This is a genomic window from Mycobacterium sp. E1214, assembly GCF_001666755.1.
Classification (GTDB): domain Bacteria; phylum Actinomycetota; class Actinomycetes; order Mycobacteriales; family Mycobacteriaceae; genus Mycobacterium.
In genome coordinates, this window is record NZ_LZJC01000130.1 from 1 (window position 1) to 17,854 (window position 17,854).

16 protein-coding genes and 1 pseudogene are annotated in these 17,854 nt (G+C 68.4%); 7 read left to right on the plus strand and 10 right to left on the minus strand.

Annotation, left to right across the window (positions count from 1 at the left end; genetic code table 11):
* Positions 1–325: DUF4185 domain-containing protein (locus tag A5700_RS18155; RefSeq protein WP_156671287.1), on the plus strand; the 325-nt coding region annotated here is incomplete at its 5' end.
* 53 nt (positions 326–378) lie between these two features.
* Entirely contained in the window at positions 379–612 is a 234-nt protein-coding gene (locus tag A5700_RS18160; protein ID WP_068065593.1) for a hypothetical protein, read from the plus strand.
* 382 nt (positions 613–994) lie between these two features.
* Here the strand turns inward: A5700_RS18160 and A5700_RS18165 are convergent, their stop codons facing one another.
* The 5 genes from A5700_RS18165 to A5700_RS18185 are packed head-to-tail and all read right to left on the minus strand — an operon-like array spanning position 995 to position 6,216.
* Entirely contained in the window at positions 995–1,900 is a 906-nt protein-coding gene (locus A5700_RS18165; protein WP_068065582.1) for a MerR family transcriptional regulator, read from the minus strand.
* Between the two features lie 12 nt (positions 1,901–1,912).
* Positions 1,913–3,415, minus strand: a complete 1,503-nt coding sequence (locus tag A5700_RS18170; RefSeq protein ID WP_068065580.1) for an NAD(P)/FAD-dependent oxidoreductase — start codon at positions 3,413–3,415, stop codon at positions 1,913–1,915.
* The gene (locus A5700_RS18175; RefSeq protein ID WP_068065577.1) at positions 3,412–4,332 is read right to left on the minus strand and encodes a reductase; all 921 of its coding nucleotides are present in this window, start codon (positions 4,330–4,332) and stop codon (positions 3,412–3,414) included. The genes A5700_RS18170 and A5700_RS18175 overlap by 4 nt, the downstream gene beginning before the upstream one ends.
* 26 nt (positions 4,333–4,358) lie before the next feature.
* Positions 4,359–5,210: an SDR family oxidoreductase gene (locus tag A5700_RS18180; RefSeq protein WP_068065576.1), complete on the minus strand. Its 852-nt coding sequence runs from the start codon at positions 5,208–5,210 to the stop codon at positions 4,359–4,361.
* 1 nt (position 5,211) lies between these two features.
* Positions 5,212–6,216 (minus strand): alpha/beta hydrolase, encoded by a 1,005-nt coding sequence (locus tag A5700_RS18185; RefSeq protein ID WP_068065574.1) that lies wholly within the window; start codon positions 6,214–6,216, stop codon positions 5,212–5,214.
* Between the two features lie 522 nt (positions 6,217–6,738).
* On the opposite strand from A5700_RS18185, the gene A5700_RS18190 reads away from it, so the two are divergent.
* Positions 6,739–8,055: a PPE family protein gene (locus A5700_RS18190; protein WP_068065572.1), complete on the plus strand. Its 1,317-nt coding sequence runs from the start codon at positions 6,739–6,741 to the stop codon at positions 8,053–8,055.
* Between the two features lie 67 nt (positions 8,056–8,122).
* Here the strand turns inward: A5700_RS18190 and A5700_RS18195 are convergent, their stop codons facing one another.
* The gene (locus A5700_RS18195) at positions 8,123–9,385 is read right to left on the minus strand and encodes an HNH endonuclease signature motif containing protein (RefSeq protein WP_068065664.1); all 1,263 of its coding nucleotides are present in this window, start codon (positions 9,383–9,385) and stop codon (positions 8,123–8,125) included.
* Between the two features lie 50 nt (positions 9,386–9,435).
* A complete protein-coding gene (locus tag A5700_RS18200) occupies positions 9,436–10,086 on the minus strand; it encodes a TetR/AcrR family transcriptional regulator (protein ID WP_231973688.1) in 651 nt (216 codons plus the stop codon).
* Between the two features lie 61 nt (positions 10,087–10,147).
* Here A5700_RS18200 and A5700_RS18205 point away from each other — a divergent pair, with 61 nt between their 5' ends.
* Positions 10,148–10,786, plus strand: coding sequence for an O-methyltransferase (locus A5700_RS18205; protein ID WP_068065565.1), 639 nt, complete (start codon positions 10,148–10,150; stop codon positions 10,784–10,786).
* Positions 10,787–10,848: 62 nt separating this feature from the next.
* Here A5700_RS18205 and A5700_RS18210 read toward each other — a convergent pair whose 3' ends face one another.
* Positions 10,849–12,894: an EAL domain-containing protein gene (locus A5700_RS18210; RefSeq protein WP_231973687.1), complete on the minus strand. Its 2,046-nt coding sequence runs from the start codon at positions 12,892–12,894 to the stop codon at positions 10,849–10,851.
* A 327-nt stretch (positions 12,895–13,221) separates the two neighbouring features.
* Here A5700_RS18210 and A5700_RS18215 point away from each other — a divergent pair, with 327 nt between their 5' ends.
* The gene (locus tag A5700_RS18215) at positions 13,222–14,148 is read left to right on the plus strand and encodes a cyclopropane mycolic acid synthase family methyltransferase (protein ID WP_068065562.1); all 927 of its coding nucleotides are present in this window, start codon (positions 13,222–13,224) and stop codon (positions 14,146–14,148) included.
* A 58-nt stretch (positions 14,149–14,206) separates the two neighbouring features.
* Positions 14,207–15,523, plus strand: coding sequence for an NtaA/DmoA family FMN-dependent monooxygenase (locus A5700_RS18220; RefSeq protein ID WP_068065658.1), 1,317 nt, complete (start codon positions 14,207–14,209; stop codon positions 15,521–15,523).
* Positions 15,524–15,528: 5 nt separating this feature from the next.
* Here the strand turns inward: A5700_RS18220 and A5700_RS18225 are convergent, their stop codons facing one another.
* Positions 15,529–15,960 carry a cupin domain-containing protein gene (locus A5700_RS18225; RefSeq protein ID WP_231973686.1) on the minus strand — a complete coding sequence of 144 codons (432 nt, stop codon included), beginning with the start codon at positions 15,958–15,960 and terminating at the stop codon, positions 15,529–15,531.
* Positions 15,961–16,412: 452 nt separating this feature from the next.
* Here A5700_RS18225 and A5700_RS18230 point away from each other — a divergent pair.
* Positions 16,413–16,652: pseudogene (locus A5700_RS18230) on the plus strand (amidohydrolase family protein); the annotation flags it as partial.
* Between the two features lie 22 nt (positions 16,653–16,674).
* Here the strand turns inward: A5700_RS18230 and A5700_RS18235 are convergent.
* Positions 16,675–17,784, minus strand: coding sequence for a diguanylate cyclase (locus tag A5700_RS18235; RefSeq protein ID WP_231973685.1), 1,110 nt, complete (start codon positions 17,782–17,784; stop codon positions 16,675–16,677).
* Positions 17,785–17,854: the final 70 nt, after the last annotated feature.

The following is a 17,854-nucleotide window of genomic DNA, read 5'->3' on the forward strand; positions in this document are numbered from 1 at the left end:
GGGCCGTTGGGTCCCCAACAACCCGGGTGCGGCGACGCCGATCTTCCCCGGCCCGGTGGGGGAGATGTCGGCGCAGTACAACCAGTACCTCAAGCAGTACCTGGTCCTCTACACCGACGGCGGCAGCAACGACGTGGTGGCGCGGACCGCTCCCACGCCGCAGGGCCCGTGGAGCCCGGAGCAGCCCCTGGTGTCCTCGTTCCAGATGCCCGGCGGCATCTACGCGCCGATGATCCACCCGTGGTCGTCGGGTCGCGACCTGTATTTCAACCTGTCCCTGTGGTCGGCGTACGACGTGATGCTGATGCACACCGTGTTGCCGTAGGTCGCAAGCCTTACACGAGTGATGATGAGTGAACCGAGGAGAGGAGATCGGCGATGATCACCTTGGAGAACCACGCGATGTGGCAAGACCTCGTCGAGGGCCACAGCGCCGACCGCCCGGGCGGCCGCCGGTTGTTCAACGGCCACCGGATGGCGTTCCCGGCCGTCGGCCGGGCCGGGCGACCCGAACTCGAGGTGTCCATCGAGGGTGTCCGGCGCCGCGGAGGCGCGGTCAGCCTCGGCATCACCTTCAACGGGGTGGACTGCCGGCGCGCGCACGCCCGCTGAGCGCCCGACGGCGCTAGTCGGGCGGGGGCGCCGGCGGCGGTGTCCACCGCCGGCCGTCGGTGGTCCAGCCGCAGGGGAGGTAGTTCAGCTGCGGCGGCTGGCCCTCATAGGTCAGGCACCGCGGCGCCCCGGGCGGTGGTGCCGGGCTCGGCGGTGCTGGATCGGCTTGTGCCGCAACGCTGCTGAGCATCATAGCTCCGGCGGCCAGGAGTATCGCTGCTGTCTTCCTCATCGCGGATTCAGCGAGCTGAGCGACCGGCGGTCGCTGATTGTCAGCCGTTGCCCTCGCCCGTCAATGCTAGACCCGATGGCCCGCGGCGACCCTGATTTTGCTCTGTGTGAACCTTGAATATCCGCTGTCCGATCGGTGTCGGACGGACGTTCAGTTGGCGGGGCTCGACTCGAGATAGTCGGCCAGGATGCGGCTGACGAGCGACTCGATGTTGGATTCGATGGACGACGCGAGGGTCGCCGTCACCGTCGCCACCGCCTGGGTGCGAAAGCGCACCAGCATGGTGATCAGTTCGGCAATCTCGGCGTCGGCCGGAAGCGGCTCGCCGGGCTTGATGTGGTCCAACACGTGTTCGGCGCCGGCCCGCACCAGCATGTCGCTGATCTTGTCGATCTCGGGCACGATCTGCTCGTGCAGGTCGACGAGCTTGTCGTAATCGACGCCGTAGCCGCGCATCTCGTTGAACGCCTCGATGAGCTTCGGCCGCGTGACGGTGGCCTGCTCGCCGTCGACCCGGATCACCTGCAGACCCACCAGCCGCTCGAACGCGCGCGCGTCGTCCACGAGCCGGTGGGCGTCGGCCAGCGGCATGGTCTCGGGCTTCTCGGTGGTCCAGGTGCCCACGATGGCCGTCTCCAGGCCGAGCACGTCACCGAGGTTCTTGCCCTGCTCCCACGCGCTGAGCATCTCCCGCACGTGTGCGATGTTGTACCCGCGGTCGAGCATCGACGTGATCAGCCGCAGCCGGGTCAGGTGGGTATCGTTGAACAACGCGATCCGCCCGACCCGCAGCGGCGGCGGCAACAGGCCGCGGTCGCGGTAGACGCGGATGTTGCGCGTGGTGGTGCCGGCCAGCCGGGCCAGGTCGTCGATGCGGTATTCGCCCGAGCCGACGCCGCCGTGTGGGTGGCGCACGGCGGCGTCGAACAGCTGGGATACCGCGGTCTCGAGGAAGTCTCGCGACTGGCGCCGGACCCGCTGAGGTGCGCGCCGCACGTTGTGCAGCACGCTGGCGATGGTGCCCGGTTCGGGACGGGGCGGTCGGTCCGGCGCCATGTCAGCGCGGCGTCAGGCCGACGAGGTGGCGCGCGCTACGGCGTGACGCGCCACCGCCTGGTAGTCCTCGTACCGGAAATCCCTCATCTGGCGAAGATACTGCGTCGCGAAACCCGGATACATCGACCCGTTGAATCCGTCCTTGGTGAGGTACCAGCTGCGGCACCCCGACATCCAGGTGGTTCTAGTGAGTCGACGCTGGATCAGCTCGTTGTGGCGGCGCTGAACCTCCTCGCGGACGTCGAGATACCGCAGGTCGTTGTCCAGGATGGCGGTGATGCCGCGCACGGCGTAGTCCAGCTGGCCCTCGATGTAGACCAGCAGCGAGTTGTGCCCCGGACCCGAGTTGGGTCCGGTCATCACGAACAGGTTGGGGTAGCCGTGCACGTTGATGCTCTTGTAAGCCTGTGCCCCGCAGGCCCATTCACCGGCCAGCGATCTGCCGTCGAGCCCGGTGACCGGGAACGGCGGGCCGGTCAGGTGCACGTCGTAGCCGGTGGCGAACACGATGCAGTCCAGGTGGTGTTCGACGCCGTCGCTGGTCCGGATGCCCGCGGGGCTCAACGTGGCGATCGGCCAGTCGATGAGCTTGCAGTTGTCGCGTTGCAGCGCCGGGTAGTAGTCGCTGGAGACGAGCATGCGCTTGCAGCCGGGCCGGAAGTCTGGCGTGAGCTGCCGGCGCAGCCACGGGTCCTTCACCTGGGCGCGCAGGTGTGCCCGGCCCAGCCTGGACACCAGCGACGTCAGCGGCGTGTCCCACACCAGGGCCGTGGCGCTGGCTTCGTGCCCCCAGAACAACGCTTGGCGCGCGAGTTGTTGGGTCGCAGGGACTTTGGAGAACAGCGCCTGCACGGCGGGCGGGGTCGCGGTGTCCAGGCGCGGCAACACCCAGCACGGGGTGCGTTGGAACACCTTGACGAACCCGGCCTGCTTGACCAGTTCGGGAACGATCTGGATCGCGCTGGCGCCCGTGCCGATGACGGCGACCCGTTTGCCGGTGAAGTCGTAATCATGGTCCCAGCGGGCCGAGTGGATCTTGTGTCCGCGGTAACTGTCCAGCCCCCGGATGTCGGGGAAGCTGACGTCGGACAGTGGGCCGGAGGCGAGAACGACGGTGCGGGCACGAAACCGCTTGCGGTTGGCGGTGTTTGCGGTCCACACCCCCTGGGCCTGGTCGAAGGTGAGGTCGGTGACCCGATGGCCGAACTTGATGCGCTTGCGGATGTCGAACCGGTTCGCCATCTCCTCGAGGTGACGATAGATCTCCGGGGCGGGAGAGTAGGTGCGCGACCAAGTGGGGTTCTTGACGAACGAGTAGGAATACAGCAGCGACGGAACGTCGCAGCTGGCACCGGGATAGGTGGTGTCGCGCCACGTCCCGCCGACTCGGTCGGAGCGCTCCAGGATCACGATGTCGTCGACCCCGGCCTCGGCCAGCCGGATCGCCGCCCCGAGTCCGGTGAAGCCGGCGCCGATGATGAGCGCCGCGTGGGCGCGATTGTTCGCCACGGTCATGCCGCCGGCTCGTGGGTGAGTTCTCGGGACCACGTCGGCATCGACCGCAGCAGCGGCTTGGGATAGAAGTCCGACAACCACACCATGGAGTTGGCCAGCAGTTGGTAGGGGTGACGCGGGTTGACCACCCACATGCCGTGCCGCTTGAGCAACTTGTAGGTGGGCACGCGGCGGGTGTGCTCGCCGCGGTCGCCGAGTTGCTTGAAGCGGTTGACCGCGTTGAACAGTCGCTCGGTGTCCATGCCCATCGCGGCCATCTCGTTGCGGACCCGGTTGAGCAGGGGGATGTACATGATCATTCCCAAGACCAGGCCGGGTGAGGCGAAGCGGCCGACGAAGTCGATGACCAACCGCCGGGCGGTGGCATGCCCGATCATGTCGAGGACCTCGAAATCGACCGCGATGTGCCGGGATTCGTCGTTGTTGATCTTCTCGAAGACCTGGTGGCAGACGGGGTCTTCCACGGACTCCAGCAGGAACTTCAACAGCGCGCCGTCGAGCGCGACTTCCAGCATCGGGATCACCGTGCCCAGCACCGAAAGCGGCATGTCGTCGGCGAAGGTGTCCAGCCACTCGATGGCCAGTTTGATGTTGACGTTGGGTTCGGGTACCTCGCCGTCGGCGAGCATGCCCCACCGCTTCATCAGTGCCAGCTCGGCGTTGGCGTGGCGTTGCTCCTCGGCGTGGAAGTACCGGTAGATCTCGGCGATCGTCGGCGTGGGCGCCTTCTTGGCCAGCGCCGCGAAACCTCGCGCTCCGATGTTCTCGATCCAGCACAGGTCGGCCATGAAGGCCTTGAGCTTGGGGCGGAATTCGGGCCGAATGGTCTCGGCTCCCGGTGCGTCCCAGTCGATATCGGCCAGGGCCCACTGCCGATCCTTGATCTTGGCGAGCATCACTTCCATGTCGATGGCCATCAGGTGCGTCCTTCCATTCGGGGGGTTCAGGGCAGATTGATCCGGGACACCAGGCCGACCGCACGGGTATACGCTTGCGGCGCCAGGCGTTTGACGTTCCAGCCGATCTTGGCGTCGAGCTGCGGCATGCAGTACAGCTCCCCGCGGTCGTGTGCGTCCAGGCAGATGCGGGCCACCTTTTCGGGGGAGAACCCGGTCCAGCGCATGAGCCTGTTGGCCAGTTCGCTCGATTGCTCGCTGATGCGGCCCGATTCGACGATGTTGGTCTTGACGAAGGTGGGGCACAAGACCGTGACCTTGACGCCGGAGCCGGACAATTCGGCGGCCAGCGTCTCCGACAGCGACAGCACGCCGGCCTTGCTGACGTTGTAGGCCGCCATGCCGGGTGCCGCCCCGAACGCGGCGGCCGACGCGACGTTGATGATGCCGCGCGGGGCGTGCGCCGCGGCGGCGTCGCGCAGGATGGGGGCGAAGACGTGGCAGCCGTGAATCGGACCCCACAGGTTGATGCCCAGCGTCCAGAGCCAGTCGTCCAGGGGTGCGTCGCCGACGGCGGCGCCGCCCGCCCCGACACCGGCGTTGTTGATCACCAGGGTGGGTGGGGCGCCGAACCAGTCCTGCGATTGCTCCGCCAGGTCGCGCACGTCGTCGAATTGCGAGACGTCGCAACGGATGGCCACCGCCTTCGCGCCGCGCTCGACGATCGCCTCGGCGGTGCGCTGGGCGGCGAGGAGGTCGATGTCGCTGCACACGACGGCACCGCCACGGCGGCCGAGTTCGACCGCGAAGGCGGCCCCGATCCCGCTACCGGCGCCGGTCACGACCGCCGCCGCGTCACGGCTGGCCTTCGGCTTGCCGCCTAACAGCCTGTCCAGCATGTCAGTGCACCTCCTCGGTGAGGCTTCGGGTGTCCTGCAGGGCATGGGCAACGAACCGCGCGACGTACGCCATGGCCTTCGCGGCCTCGGGCGTCATGCGGGGCAGCGCCTGGAAGACGTGGACTTGGTGCGGCCAGATCTGCAGTTCGCATCTGCCACCGGCGGTCCGGATGTCGGCGGCCAGTTGCCGGGCGTCATCCTGCAGCATTTCGGCCCCACCGGCCTGAATCAGGGTGGGCGGCAACGCGGAGCCGCCGGCCACGTCGAGTCTGAGGCGACGATGGTCGGCGTCGACCCCGCAGTGATACAGGCCGACCAGGCGCGCCGCACTGGTCGCGCGGGTCGCGGGATCGCGGCGGATCCGCTCGCGGGCCCGCGACAGCGCGAAGGTGAGGTCGTACAAGGGGGAGAACAATACCAGCGCGGCGGGCGGCGCGACCTCGGGTTGCAGCAGCAGGTCGACCGAGAGGTGACCGCCCGCCGAATCGCCCGCGACGACAAGCTGATTCATCGGGACGGCGCAGGACGTCTGGAGATAGTCCCAGCCTGCCCGCACGTCGTCGGCCGCCGTCGGAAAGCGGTGACGTGGCGCCAGGCGGTAATCGACGCAGAACACCGGGAGGCCGGTGAGCGCGGACAACCAGGAGGTCAGGCGGCGGTGGGTCTTGGGTGAGCAGACCGCGTAGCCGCTGCCGTGCACGTAGTAGATCGCGCCGAGATGCGTCGCTGGGCAATGGGTTTCGCTGGTGGGTGTGCGGGGCCCGTAGACCCACTCGCCCTTGACGCGACGACCGTCGGCGAGCCTGGTGTCGACGATTTCGACGCGGGTGCCGGCGAGCGAGGGGCCGAAGGTGCCCATGATGCCGGCGATGATCCGCCGCGACGCCCATAGGCCCCAGGCCCGCTCGGGCGGGATTACGGTGGCGATGGGCCGCAGGGTGTAGGCACTGACCGTCGCCGCGCCGCGGGACCGCAATGACCCGCGCGCCGGAACACCGTCCGTCATGCCACGCAGTCAACACCAAATGGTGACATTGGTCAATGGCAGGGTTCTGCGGCGAAGCTGTCGCAGCCGGTCAGGCCGGGCGTTGGGCGAAGCATCCTCAAACGGAGCGCGTCGGTCCGCTCGGCGAAACGGCCCCGGGCGCGGGCAGGCTCCATGGTGGTCCCCCGCGCGCCCAATCCATTGGTTCGGCGTTCATCCGGGGTTAACATCGCGTTCAGGCGATGAAAGCTCGCCTTGAGCTTCCTCGGGGCTGGGGCTTCTTGCCGAGGGTGGTGAGAAGCGGGGTGGTATCGACGAGCCGACGTTTCGCCCTGTCGCGGTCTTGCCGCCGAACTCACCCGATATCGCGCGGGATAGGCGTCTGCTCATTCGCGCCCGCCGCCTACCGAAAGGAAGTCCGATGTTGCACTTCGCCACTGAGCCCCCGGCCGCGAGCGTCGGTGTTCACCCGCGGTCGGTGAACGCCCTCGGCCACCACGCGCTATCGTGTACCGTCGGCAGTCGTTAAGCCGCGGTGCCGCAATGGAATTCATGACGCTACCGCCCGAGGTCAATTCGGCGCGGATGTATGCTGGTCCCGGAGCGGGCCCGATGTTGGCCGCGGCCGCAGGCTGGGAAACGTTGGCCGCCGAATTGCTGTCCGCAGCCACGGCGTACCGATTCGTGACCGCGGAGTTGACCGCAGGCCCGTGGTTGGGTGCGTCGGCGGCGGAGATGACCGCCGCGATCACGCCCTATGTGGACTGGCTGACCATGTCGGCCGGGCAGGCCGAGCAGGCCGCGACCCAGGCCCGGGCGGCCGTCGCGGCCTACGAGGCCGCGTTCGCGCTGACGGTGCCCCCGGCGGTGGTGGCGGCCAACCGGGCTCTGCTGGCGGCCCTGATCGCCACCAACGTCGTCGGCCAGAATGCCGCCGCGATCGCGGCCACCGAAGTCGAATACGGGGAGATGTGGGCCCAGGACGCCGCGGCGATGTACAGCTACGCCGGTGCCGCCGCGTCGGCATCGGTGCTCACGCCGTTCGCGGAGCCGCCGTCGACGACCAACCCCACCGCCGGTGATCAGCAGGCCGCGGTCGCGCAGTCGCTGGTGTCGAACGGCTCTCGATCGATGAGCCTCATCCCCCAGGCGCTGCAGGCCGCCGCTGTCGATCCGGCCGCCATCGATCCGACGGCGTTGCTGCCCCTGGTGACGGTGCCGTTGACCACCGCCGCCGTCGCCGTCGGAACGGTCGGCATCTCGTCGTCGTTCACGTCGTTCGGCACCACGTACCGGGGCTTGCTGATCAACGCCGACCGCGACTACGACAACGGGAAGGGGCCGTTCACCGGCAACGGCCCCGGCGGGACCATGTTGCCGCAGTGGATCCTCAACGGTGTGGGCGGCGTCGGCGCACCGTCGGACGCGGTACCCGACGTCGAAGGGTCGGCTCGACTGGGCCAGGCGAGCAAGGTCGGGCGGCTATCGGTCCCGTCGGGATGGTCCGCCGCCGCACCCGGGATTCGCCTGTCCGCGTTCGCGCTGCCCCTCTCCGACGCCGCGGCGGCGCCGGAGGTCGGCGGCCTCGGCAATCTGTTCAGCAGCATGGGTCTGGCCGGGGCGGCGGGCGGCGCGGTCGGCACCACCGCGTCCGTCGGGCGCGGCAACGAGCGCGTGCGGATCGCGCCGCGGTCGGCTCCCGCGCAGCCGCCGCAGCCGCCGACCGAGGCGGTGGCCTCGATCGCCACCGAACTGCAGGAACTCGCCGTTCGGGCGCAGTCTCTGCTGACCAAGCTGGCCGAGGCCCGCGCGCTCAGCGCCGAACAGGTCACGGAGCAAAAGCGGCTCTTCTTGGGTTGACGGCGTATCGGGGCGACCGCACGAGAAGCTCTGTGCGGCAGCGTATTTCGTTCTGCCGCGAGAGCGTCTAGTTCGGGGCGGGGGGTGGCTGCGGCTGGAACGGCTCGTACCACCACCAGTCGGCGCGTTCGCCGGTGGGTCCGTTACAGGGTGCGACGGCCGGCGGGCGGGTGGTGGGCGGCCGCGCCAGGGAGGCCGCGCTGAGCGTCCGCTCGGAGCTGTCGGAGACGACCAACTCCGTTGCGGGTCCGGTGATGGTGATGACGCCGCGATGGTGCAGGCGGTGGTGGTACGGGCAGACGAGCACCAGGTTGGCCAAGTCCGTGGGGCCGCCGTCGTCCCAGTGCCGGATGTGGTGGGCGTGCAGACCGCGGGTGGCGGCGCAGCCGGGGACGGCGCACGTCGGATGGCGATGCTCGAGCGCGCGTCGAAGGCGCCGGCTGATCTGGCGAGTCGCTCGGCCGGCGCCGATCACCTCGCCGTCGCGCTCGAACCAGACCTCGTAAGTGGCATCACACGTGAGGTATTGGCGTTCAGCCTTGGTGAGTAGGGGGCCGAGATGCAGTGTGCCAGCGCGCCGCTCGACGTCGACGTGTACCACCACAGTGGTGCGTTGTCCGTGTGGTCGGCGGGTCGCTTCGGCATCCCACCCGGCGTCGACCAAGCGCATAAACGCCTCGACGGTGTCCGGCAACGGTGGCGCGGTGGGTGACGGATGTTCCACGGCATCCCTGTCGCGCTTCCACTCGGCGACCAGCGCATCGTGATGAGACGCCAGCGCCGCGTCGAACCTGGCCGCGTCCGCGTGGGGAAGTTTGATCCGCCAGGACGTGTAGGCCTCGCCGGAGGTCTTGGTGATCGAGGCCGGTCGGTCAGGCGAGGGTTCGGGTTCGGGTCGCGGTTCCAGGCTGACCGCGGTCCGCAACTGGTTGACCGTGGCGTAGCGCGCCAACTCCGCGTAGTGGTCGTCGGATCCCTCCGCGGCGCGCGCGGCGATGACGCCGACCTGATCCAGCGACAGCTGACCCTCCCGCATGGCCTGCGCGCACCTCGGGAACGCGTCGAGCCGGCGGGCGACGGTGGTGATCGTGTGGGCGTTCGTCGAGGACAGGCCCAGCTTCCAGGCCACCAGCGCCGCGACCGACCGTGCTCCGGTGGACCCGCAGAGTTCGTCGCGTTCCAACTCCGCGACGATGTCCACGATGCGCGAGTCAATGGCGTTGCGTTGACCGGCCAACTCGGCCAACTCGTCGAATAGTCCGTCCAGCCGCGCACCGGCAGGTGTGGCCTCGGAGGCGCACGACGCGGGCGGGGTCGGGGTCATAGCCAGATGATGCCAGCGGGGTCCGACACGTTCGGCGTGGCGAACAGGCGGCTCCCTCAACGCGCGGGCGAACCGCGGCGCCGCTTCGGCGGTGGCGAGGCCGCCCGTCCCGGCCGCATATCGCAGCGGGACAGGACGGCGTCGACGACGGCGTCGAGGAAGCCGTCGTCGACGGGTTCCCCCGTCACGATCACCCGGTAGTGAACCGGCCCGATCAGCCCTTCGGCCAGCGCGGCGACGTCGGCGTCGGGTGCCAGTTCGCCACGAGAAATAGCGCGCTCAAAGGCTTTTCGGTCCCTGGCGCGTTGAGCCTCGAGGTAGCGGGCCCGAAAGGTGTTGGCGAGTTCCGGATCGTGTTGCGCCTGTCCGACGAGCGCGCGGAACACGGCCCCGGCGTCGTCGACGGTGAGGAACCGGGCCGTCGAGCGCAGGTGCGCACGCAGATCGGTGTCCAGGTCACCGGTGTCGGGTGGTTCCAGGTCCGCGGCCGCATCTTCGAGGAAGGCGTCCATCAGGACGTCGGTCTTGGAGTTCCACCAGCGGTAGACCGTTTGTTTCGCCACTCCTGCGGCCTTGGCGATGCCCTCGATGGTGACCCCGGCGAAACCCTTCTCGACGAGCAAGTCGTCGGCGGCGCGTAAGACGGCCAGTCGCGCGGCGTCACTGCGACCATGCCGGTTGCCGCGATGCGGTGAGAAATTGGCCACGGCTCTACTTAACACCATCCCGCCCTAGACTAGACGCAACGACACGTCTACTCTAGAAGTCATGACTGCAACCCTGAACACTCCCCAGTACGCCGCGATCATCGACCGCCTGTTCGCCGATGCGCAGCTGGACGACGAACGGCGACAGGGCATCTCACCGCGGGACTTCGCGGTCGAGGAGCGCGCGGACGCCTGCCAGGACTACTACCTGTCCGTGGCGCCCGAATCCGGCCGGCTGTTGTACAGCCTGGTTCGCGCGGTCAAGCCGGAGGTCATCGTGGAATACGGCATGTCCTACGGAATCTCCACGCTGCACCTCGCCGCGGCCGTCCGCGACAACGGCACCGGGCGCATCATCACCACCGAGATGAGCTCCCACAAGTTGGCGGCGGCCCGCGCGACCTTCGCCGAAGCCGGAGTCGCGGACCTGATCACGATCCTGGAAGGCGACGCCCGCACTACCCTCAAGACGGTCTCGGGCCCAGTGCAATTCGTGCATCTCGACGGCTGGCCGGATCTGGACCTCGAGGTGATCAAGATCCTCGAGCCCGTGCTGGCGCCCGGCGCGCTCATCCTCGGCGACAACGTCAACCTGGACCCGGAACGGGCGTATCTCAACTACATTCACGCGCCGGAGAACGGCTACATCAGCACTGCCCTGCCTCTCGACAAGGGCCTGGAGCTCGCCGTCCGCGGGTAGGTCGGTGGGTGCGCCGTCCCGAATGCAATAGAGGAGAACGCGTTCGGAAAGAGGCGGCGCACTCACCACCGGCCGCGCCGTTTGCGGTACATGGCTTTATCGGCGCGGTCGAGGACGGCTTCGTGGGTTTGATCGTCACCGGGCAGGCGCACGGCAGTGCCGATCGTCAAGACGACATCGACCTGTACGCCACTGGCCAACACGATCGGCGGCCTGTGCACGTGGTCCGCGATCCGCTCGGCGAGCTGGGCTAGCTCATGGTCCACCACGGTGTCGGTGACGACCAGGAACTCGTCCCCACCCCAGCGGGCGACGAAGTCGTCGCCCGTGGCGGCGGTGCGTAGCCGATCCGCGACCTGCACGAGCAACTCGTCGCCGGCTCGATGGCCGAACCGGTCGTTGACCGACTTGAATTGCGCGACGTCACAGAACAACACGCCATAGCCGGCGTCGGCGGCGTCCAGTTGTTCCAACACCCGCCCCGCCGCGGAGCGGTTGGCTATCGCGGTGAGCCTGTCGGTGTTGACCTGGCGGGCCAAGTCGGCTTCGCGGCTTCGCTCGACGGTCACGTCCATGATCTGCGAGACGAAGCACCGCGGCCGGTTGTGCGGGCCCTGGATGACCACGGCCGTCAGGTCACACCAGACCACGCGCCCGTCGGCGGCGATGAAGCGCTTGTCGATGCGGTAAGTGCGGCGGCGACCGGCGAGGCACTCGGCGAACAAGGCCAGGTCGGAGCCGAGGTCGTCGGGGTGGGTGATCTCCTGAAAGGTGAGATCCGCCAACTCTCGTCGGCCATAGCCGAGCATGTTGCGCAGCGCCCTGTTGGTGCGCTGAAACGCTCCGTCGAGGCCCACGACGGCCATGCCAATGGGTGAATGGGCCAGCGCCAGCTCGAAGGGGCGCTCCCCGCGCGGGTCGAGCGCGGCGAAGGACTGATCGACCGGGTCGGCGACGACGCCGGAGTCCGCGAATCCCTCGGTATGTGAGCGGGGCCGGCCGAGGTAGAAGCCCTGCGCCCACGGAACGCCCGCCGCGCACACGGCGTCGAGTTCCCCTTGCGTCTCCACCCCTTCCGCGATGACGGTCGCGCCGATCTGCGCGGCCAGCTCGGCGATGGATTGGGCCAACCGGCGTCGGGCGTCGTCGATGTCGATTCTGCGGGTGATGGATTGGTCGACCTTGACGAAATCCGGTGCCAGCTCCAGCACGTGAGAGAACGAGGAGAAACCGGCGCCGACGTCGTCGACCGCCACCCGGATGCCGTGCGCCCGACACGTTTCCAGCGCTTCGTCGAGGGCGGCGTAGTTTTCGACGGCGTCGTGCTCGGTGATCTCCAACACGAGTCGCGTCGGGTCGACATCGGTGAGCAGCTCGCCCCAGCGAGTCTGCAGCACCGCTGCCGGGGAGATGTTGACGGCGACGAACGCGTCGTCGGGCAGCTGCGGCACCAACGACAGGGTGCGGGCTATCACCAAGGTTTCGAGCTCGATCTCCAAGCCCAGCAACGCGGCCCGGCCGAAGACCAGGTCGGGTCGATACGGTTCACACGGAAACCGGGCCAGCGCTTCGACACCCATGACCTTGGTCGTCGTGACGTCGTGGATCGGCTGGAAGACGACTTCGAAGTCCTGCTCGGCCACCATCCGCCGGATCTCGTGCTGGTTCACCCGAACCGGCACCGGGTCGACCGGCGACTCCATCAAGGCGCCGATGAGGTCGGCGACCTTGTGTGCGATCCGCAGGTCGACGTCCGCGAGATGGGGCTTGGCCTCTTGGCTCACCGCTGACACCATGCCCACCGTGACACCGTCCGCGCCGACCACCGGCACGCCCACGTAGGCGCCGACCCCCAGTTGGCGCGTCATGGGAAGGACGGTGGCCGACTTGTTGGCCGACGTGTCGGGAATGACGGCCGGTAGCCGACCGTCGACGACCCGGACACCGTAGGAACCGGACAGGCTCAGCTGATCACCGGGGGACAGTCCCACCGCGTCGGCGTCCCCGTCGAGCACCTCGAAGGTCTGCATTCCGTCGCTGAAAGACGATAACCATGCCGCGTCGAGGCCCAGGCGTCGCCGCAACAGTCCCAACAGGGTTCGAATCACGTCCAAAGAACTTGATTCGTCTTCCACGGCCCTGGCTCCCTGTCGATCGGCGCCCAGCCAAGCGATCTGGTAGCCAGCCCCCCGCTCGAGGCAACGCGCCAGCCTCACGCCGGCATGCGCCACCCTATTCCTGCGCTGCCCGCCGGAGGCGGTTATCGCCGAGGTTGCCGCGGTGCGCGGTTCCGTCGGCAACCCTGGCCGCGAAATCGACGGCGAAAGGATCGTCGCCCCGCACTAGCGGCCGTCGCGGGTAGCGTCGCACTATTGGGCGAGTGATGCCGCCGCGCGGCAGTCGATCGATATCGCGGGAAGTGGAGGAGCTTAGCCATGTCTGCACAGGGGGAGACGGGAAGCGCGCAGCTGAAGCCGCCGGTGGAAGCGGTTCGGTCGCACTATGACAAGTCCAACGAGTTCTTCAAGTTGTGGCTCGACCCGTCGATGACGTACAGCTGCGCCTACTTCGACGAGAACCCCGACCCCCATCACCTGACCAAGACGCTGGAAGAGGCGCAGTACGCCAAGCGGAAACTGTCCCTGGACAAGTTGAACCTCGAACCCGGCATGACACTGCTCGACATCGGCAGCGGCTGGGGCGCGACGATGCGCCAGGCGGTCGCGGAATACGACGTCAACGTGATCGGCCTGACGTTGAGCGAAAACCAGTACGCCCACTGCGTGGCCGAGTTCGACAAGATGGACAGTCCGCGCCGCAAAGAGGTGCGCATCCAGGGTTGGGAGCAATACCCCGACGAGCCGATCGACCGGATCGTCTCGTTGGGCGCCTTCGAGCATTTCGCCGACGGCGCCGGAGACGCCGGATATCAACGCTATGGCGTCTTTTTCAAGAAGTACTACAACGTGCTGCCCGACGGCGGCCGCATGTTGCTGCACACCATCGTGGTGCCCACCACTGAGGAAGTGAACGCGCTGGGCCTCAAGACCACGATGACCTTGCTGCGTTTCATCAGCTTCATCCTCAAGGAGATCTTCCCGGGCGGTAAGTTGCCGCAGATCAAGCAGATCGACCGCTACGCAACCGAGGCCGGCTTCGAGATCGAACGCCACCACTTGATCGGCGAGAATTATGTGCCGACGCTCAACGCCTGGGCGGACGCCCTCGAGGCGCGCAAGGACGAGGCGATTGCCCTCAAAGGGCAGGACACCTACGACATTTACATGAAGTATCTGCGCGGCTGCTCCGACCTGTTCCGGGACGGCTACACGAACGTGTGCCAGTTCACGTTGGTCAAGTGACGCTGACGCCGACGCCGGCCTGGGACTAATTCGCGCCGGCACCGCGTTGGTGCTGCGCATGGCCGACGCGACGCCGCAACTGCATTTCAACGCCTTCGTCTGGCCCAACGGGTATCACGAGGCGGCCTGGCGTCTCACCGACGGTGACGTCCGCGATGTCCTCGGCCTGCCCTACTACGCCGAGGTGGCCCGCACCGCCGAACGCGGCTTGCTCGACTCCATCTTTCTGGCCGACAACATCGCCATCGCGGACTATCGGGCGACCTACCTGCCCCAGACGCAATTCGACCCGATCTCCGTTCTGTCGGCGCTGGCGGCCGTCACCAGCCGTATCGGCCTGATCGGCACGGCGTCAACGACTTACAACAAGCCGTGGGAGCTGGCACGCCGGTTCGCGACCCTGGATCACCTGAGCGCCGGTCGGGCCGGCTGGAACATCGTCACCACCGTCACGCCGTTGGCGGCCGCGAACTTGGGAGAACAGGCGCACCCCGAGCGAGACGACCGCTACGCGCGGGCGCACGAATTCGTGGACGCCGTCACCCGATCCTGGGACAGCTGGGAGGACGACGCGGTGGTGGGCGACCGCGCCAACGGGGTGTGGGCGGACCGCGCCAAGCTGCACGCCCCGCGGTTCCACGGTGAATACTACGACGTCGAGGGCGTGTTGCCGTTTCCCCGCTCGCCGCAAGGACATCCGGTTCTCGTGCAAGCGGGTCAGTCGGCAGCCGGCGTCGCGCTGGCGGCGCGCTACGCCGAGGTGGTGTTCTCCGGGCCGCCCTCCCTGCAGGCCGCGGTCACCTTTCGGACCGATCTGCACGCCCAAGCGGCCGCCGTCGGACGCAAGCCCGACCAGGTCCTGGTGCTGCCCGCGCTGATGGTCACGCTGGGCGGCACGGAGGCCGAAGCCCGGCGGCGTGCCGACCGTCTCGACGAGCTGGCCAGCCCCGAATTCCATTGGCAGAACACCCTTTACATCGCCGGATTGGACCCGGACGGGTTCGACCCGGACGCGCCACTGCCCGCCGAGCTGTGGGCCGGCCCGTCGGCGCCATCCAGCCGGGCCGAACAACTCTTTGCGGCCGCGCGTGCGCGGCCGGAGGCTTCCCTGCGGGAGCTGACCCGAGCCTCGGCTCCGGGCGCCGGCGGAGCCCACTTCGTCGGCACCCCGGAGCAACTGGCCGACCATGTCATCGCTTGGCAGGATGCGGGCGCCGTCGACGGCTTTACGCTCATGGGTTCTACGCTGCCCTACGAGCTGGCGGCGTTCGTCGACCACGTGGTGCCGATTCTGCAGCGGCGCAATCGTTTCCGCGACGGCTACGCAGGCGAGACGCTGCGGGATCATCTCGGACTGCCACGCCCGAGCCGCTGAGCGCGTCAGTCGAAGTCACACCCCGGGTTGGGCGCATCCTCGGCGGCCGGTTTTCCCGGTGGTTGGACGTAGATGACTTCGAGAACCGTCGGGACGGAACCCAGATTGCGGCCGATATGGACGTGGTCCGCGCCCGCGGGCTCCACGACCGAGTCGCCGCTGCCGTAGACGCCGTCGACCGCGCAATCCGCTGCGTTGTGGGTCAGCGTGCCCTGCTCCACCACGCCGATCAGTTCACCGTCGTGCCAATGCCAGCCCGTGCTGCCGCCCGGGGCGATGGTGATCTCCCGGATCACGTAGTCGTGGTCGGCGAGCGATCTGTGGTTCAACTCGACCGCGTGGATCTCGCGCGACGGCGTCGCCGACGCCTGCGCGGCCGAAACCAGCAGCGCGACGCCGACGACGACGCTCGCCGCGGCGGTGACCAAGGGAATCACCCTCGCCCCCTTGGCCCGCCGTGCTCGTCGGTCACTTTCGAGTAGACGTTTGCGCACGCGATCCTATTCGCAGGCCTTCTCGCCGGGCGCCGTGGCCGCGTGTGGCTAAGCACCCGTGATCGGTCGAGTTGCCCCCGTGGGCGGCTCGCGGCGGTCAGGATCGCCTCATGGCCCAGAACCCACCACGGTTTTCACCGCGCGCCGGGTGATCACCATCGATCCGGATGTCCCCGACGGCACGGCCGTTGCCGTGTCGGGCGGCCGGGTGGTCGCCGTCGGCGCCTCCGAGCGGCTGCGCAGCCCAGGGACGGTCGACGACACCTTCGCGGGCACAGTGCTCTGCGCGGGGCTGATCGATCAGCACCTGCAGCTGGTGCCGGGCGCCACGACCCTGACGACCGAGGTCATCGCCATCGAGGACTCGTCGCTGCCGGGCAAACGGTGTCCGCAGCGGCCGCATTGCCGTTCCGGTGCAATGCATCTCGGTGCACGACGCGCTGCGCACCGCCGCTATCGAAGCCGCCTATTCCTGGCGGCTCGAGTCGGAGCTGGGCAGCATCACGCCGGGCAAGCTGGCCAACTTCACCGTGCTGGCCGACGATCCGTACGCGGTGAATCCGTTGCAGCTCAAGGACATTGAAGTGCTGGGAACGGTGTATGAAGGCCGCTGGCAGCCGGTGCCCGCTGGGTGAGGCCGTCGCTGCGCGCCGCCGGTCAGCGGCGCGGCGGGAGCGCGCTGCCCGCATGCCGGACGCGGTTGCCGCCGGCCCGCTTCGCCTCGTACATCGCCCCGTCAGCCGCTTCGACGAGCTGCTCGACGATGGTGCGCTCCGCGCCGTCCGCCTCCGGCGGCACCCGCCCGCTGCTGACCCCGAAGCTGGCCGTCACGGCCCACGGTGTGGCGGCGATCGCCCGGCGCATCGCCTCGGCGGTCTCGAGGGCCTTCGGGGTGTCGACCGCGGCGGCGACCAGAAACTCCTCACCGCCGACGCGGGCGAGCACCATGCCACCGTCGCTGGTGCTGCGGAGCTGGTCTGCCACGGCCACCAAGATGCGGTCGCCGGTCGCGTGGCCGTAGGTGTCGTTGATGCCCTTGAAGCCGTCCAGGTCGAGCATCAAGACGCTCAGGCACCGCACGCGATGTTCGACGGCCAACAACTTGCAGGCCGAGCGATAGAACCCGCGGCGGTTGCGCAATCCGGTCAACGGATCCGTCGACGACTTCAGGGCGTCGACGGACAGCCAGTGGACGAGTATCTGCCCGCAAAACGGCACGGCCAGGATGCCCGCGCTGAGCAACATCAGCTTGGCCGCCGCCATCGACGCGTCGCCGGCGGCGGCGATCCGCACGGCGCACGCCGCGGCGGTGCCCAAAGCGGTGCCCAGGGTGAACACCAGCAGCCGGGCCGAATGGAAGAACGCGACGTAACCCGCGAGCCCGCCGAACGCCGCGCAGCCCAGCATGCCGCTGCGCGGATCATGCTCGACCAGGCACACCGCCGCGATGCCCAGCGATCCCACCACCGAGAACGCCCGCGACTGCGTTCGTGTCGGCCAGCGGAGCAACCACACCGCCGCGAGGCCGGACATGCCGACGGCGAAGCCGATAGCGACCGCGTGGTCCACCCTGGTCGACGGACCCGACGGGCTGGTCAGCATCAACGACGTGGCCGCGGCCAGGGTGAGAAGAATCGTGACCAGCAGGTAGCGGACGCAGGGCTTGAGTCGGCGCGCCGCCAAGTAGTCCGACAGCCACTCGTAGTGGTCGGGTTGCCGCCACCACACGCCGATCCAGTGCACTCCGACGCCCCCTGGTCTGTTCACGCGTGGTGTTTGCCAGCAGCGCGGGCGAACGGTCGTATGTTACGTCGCGCCGCAGGACACGGCGGCGCTT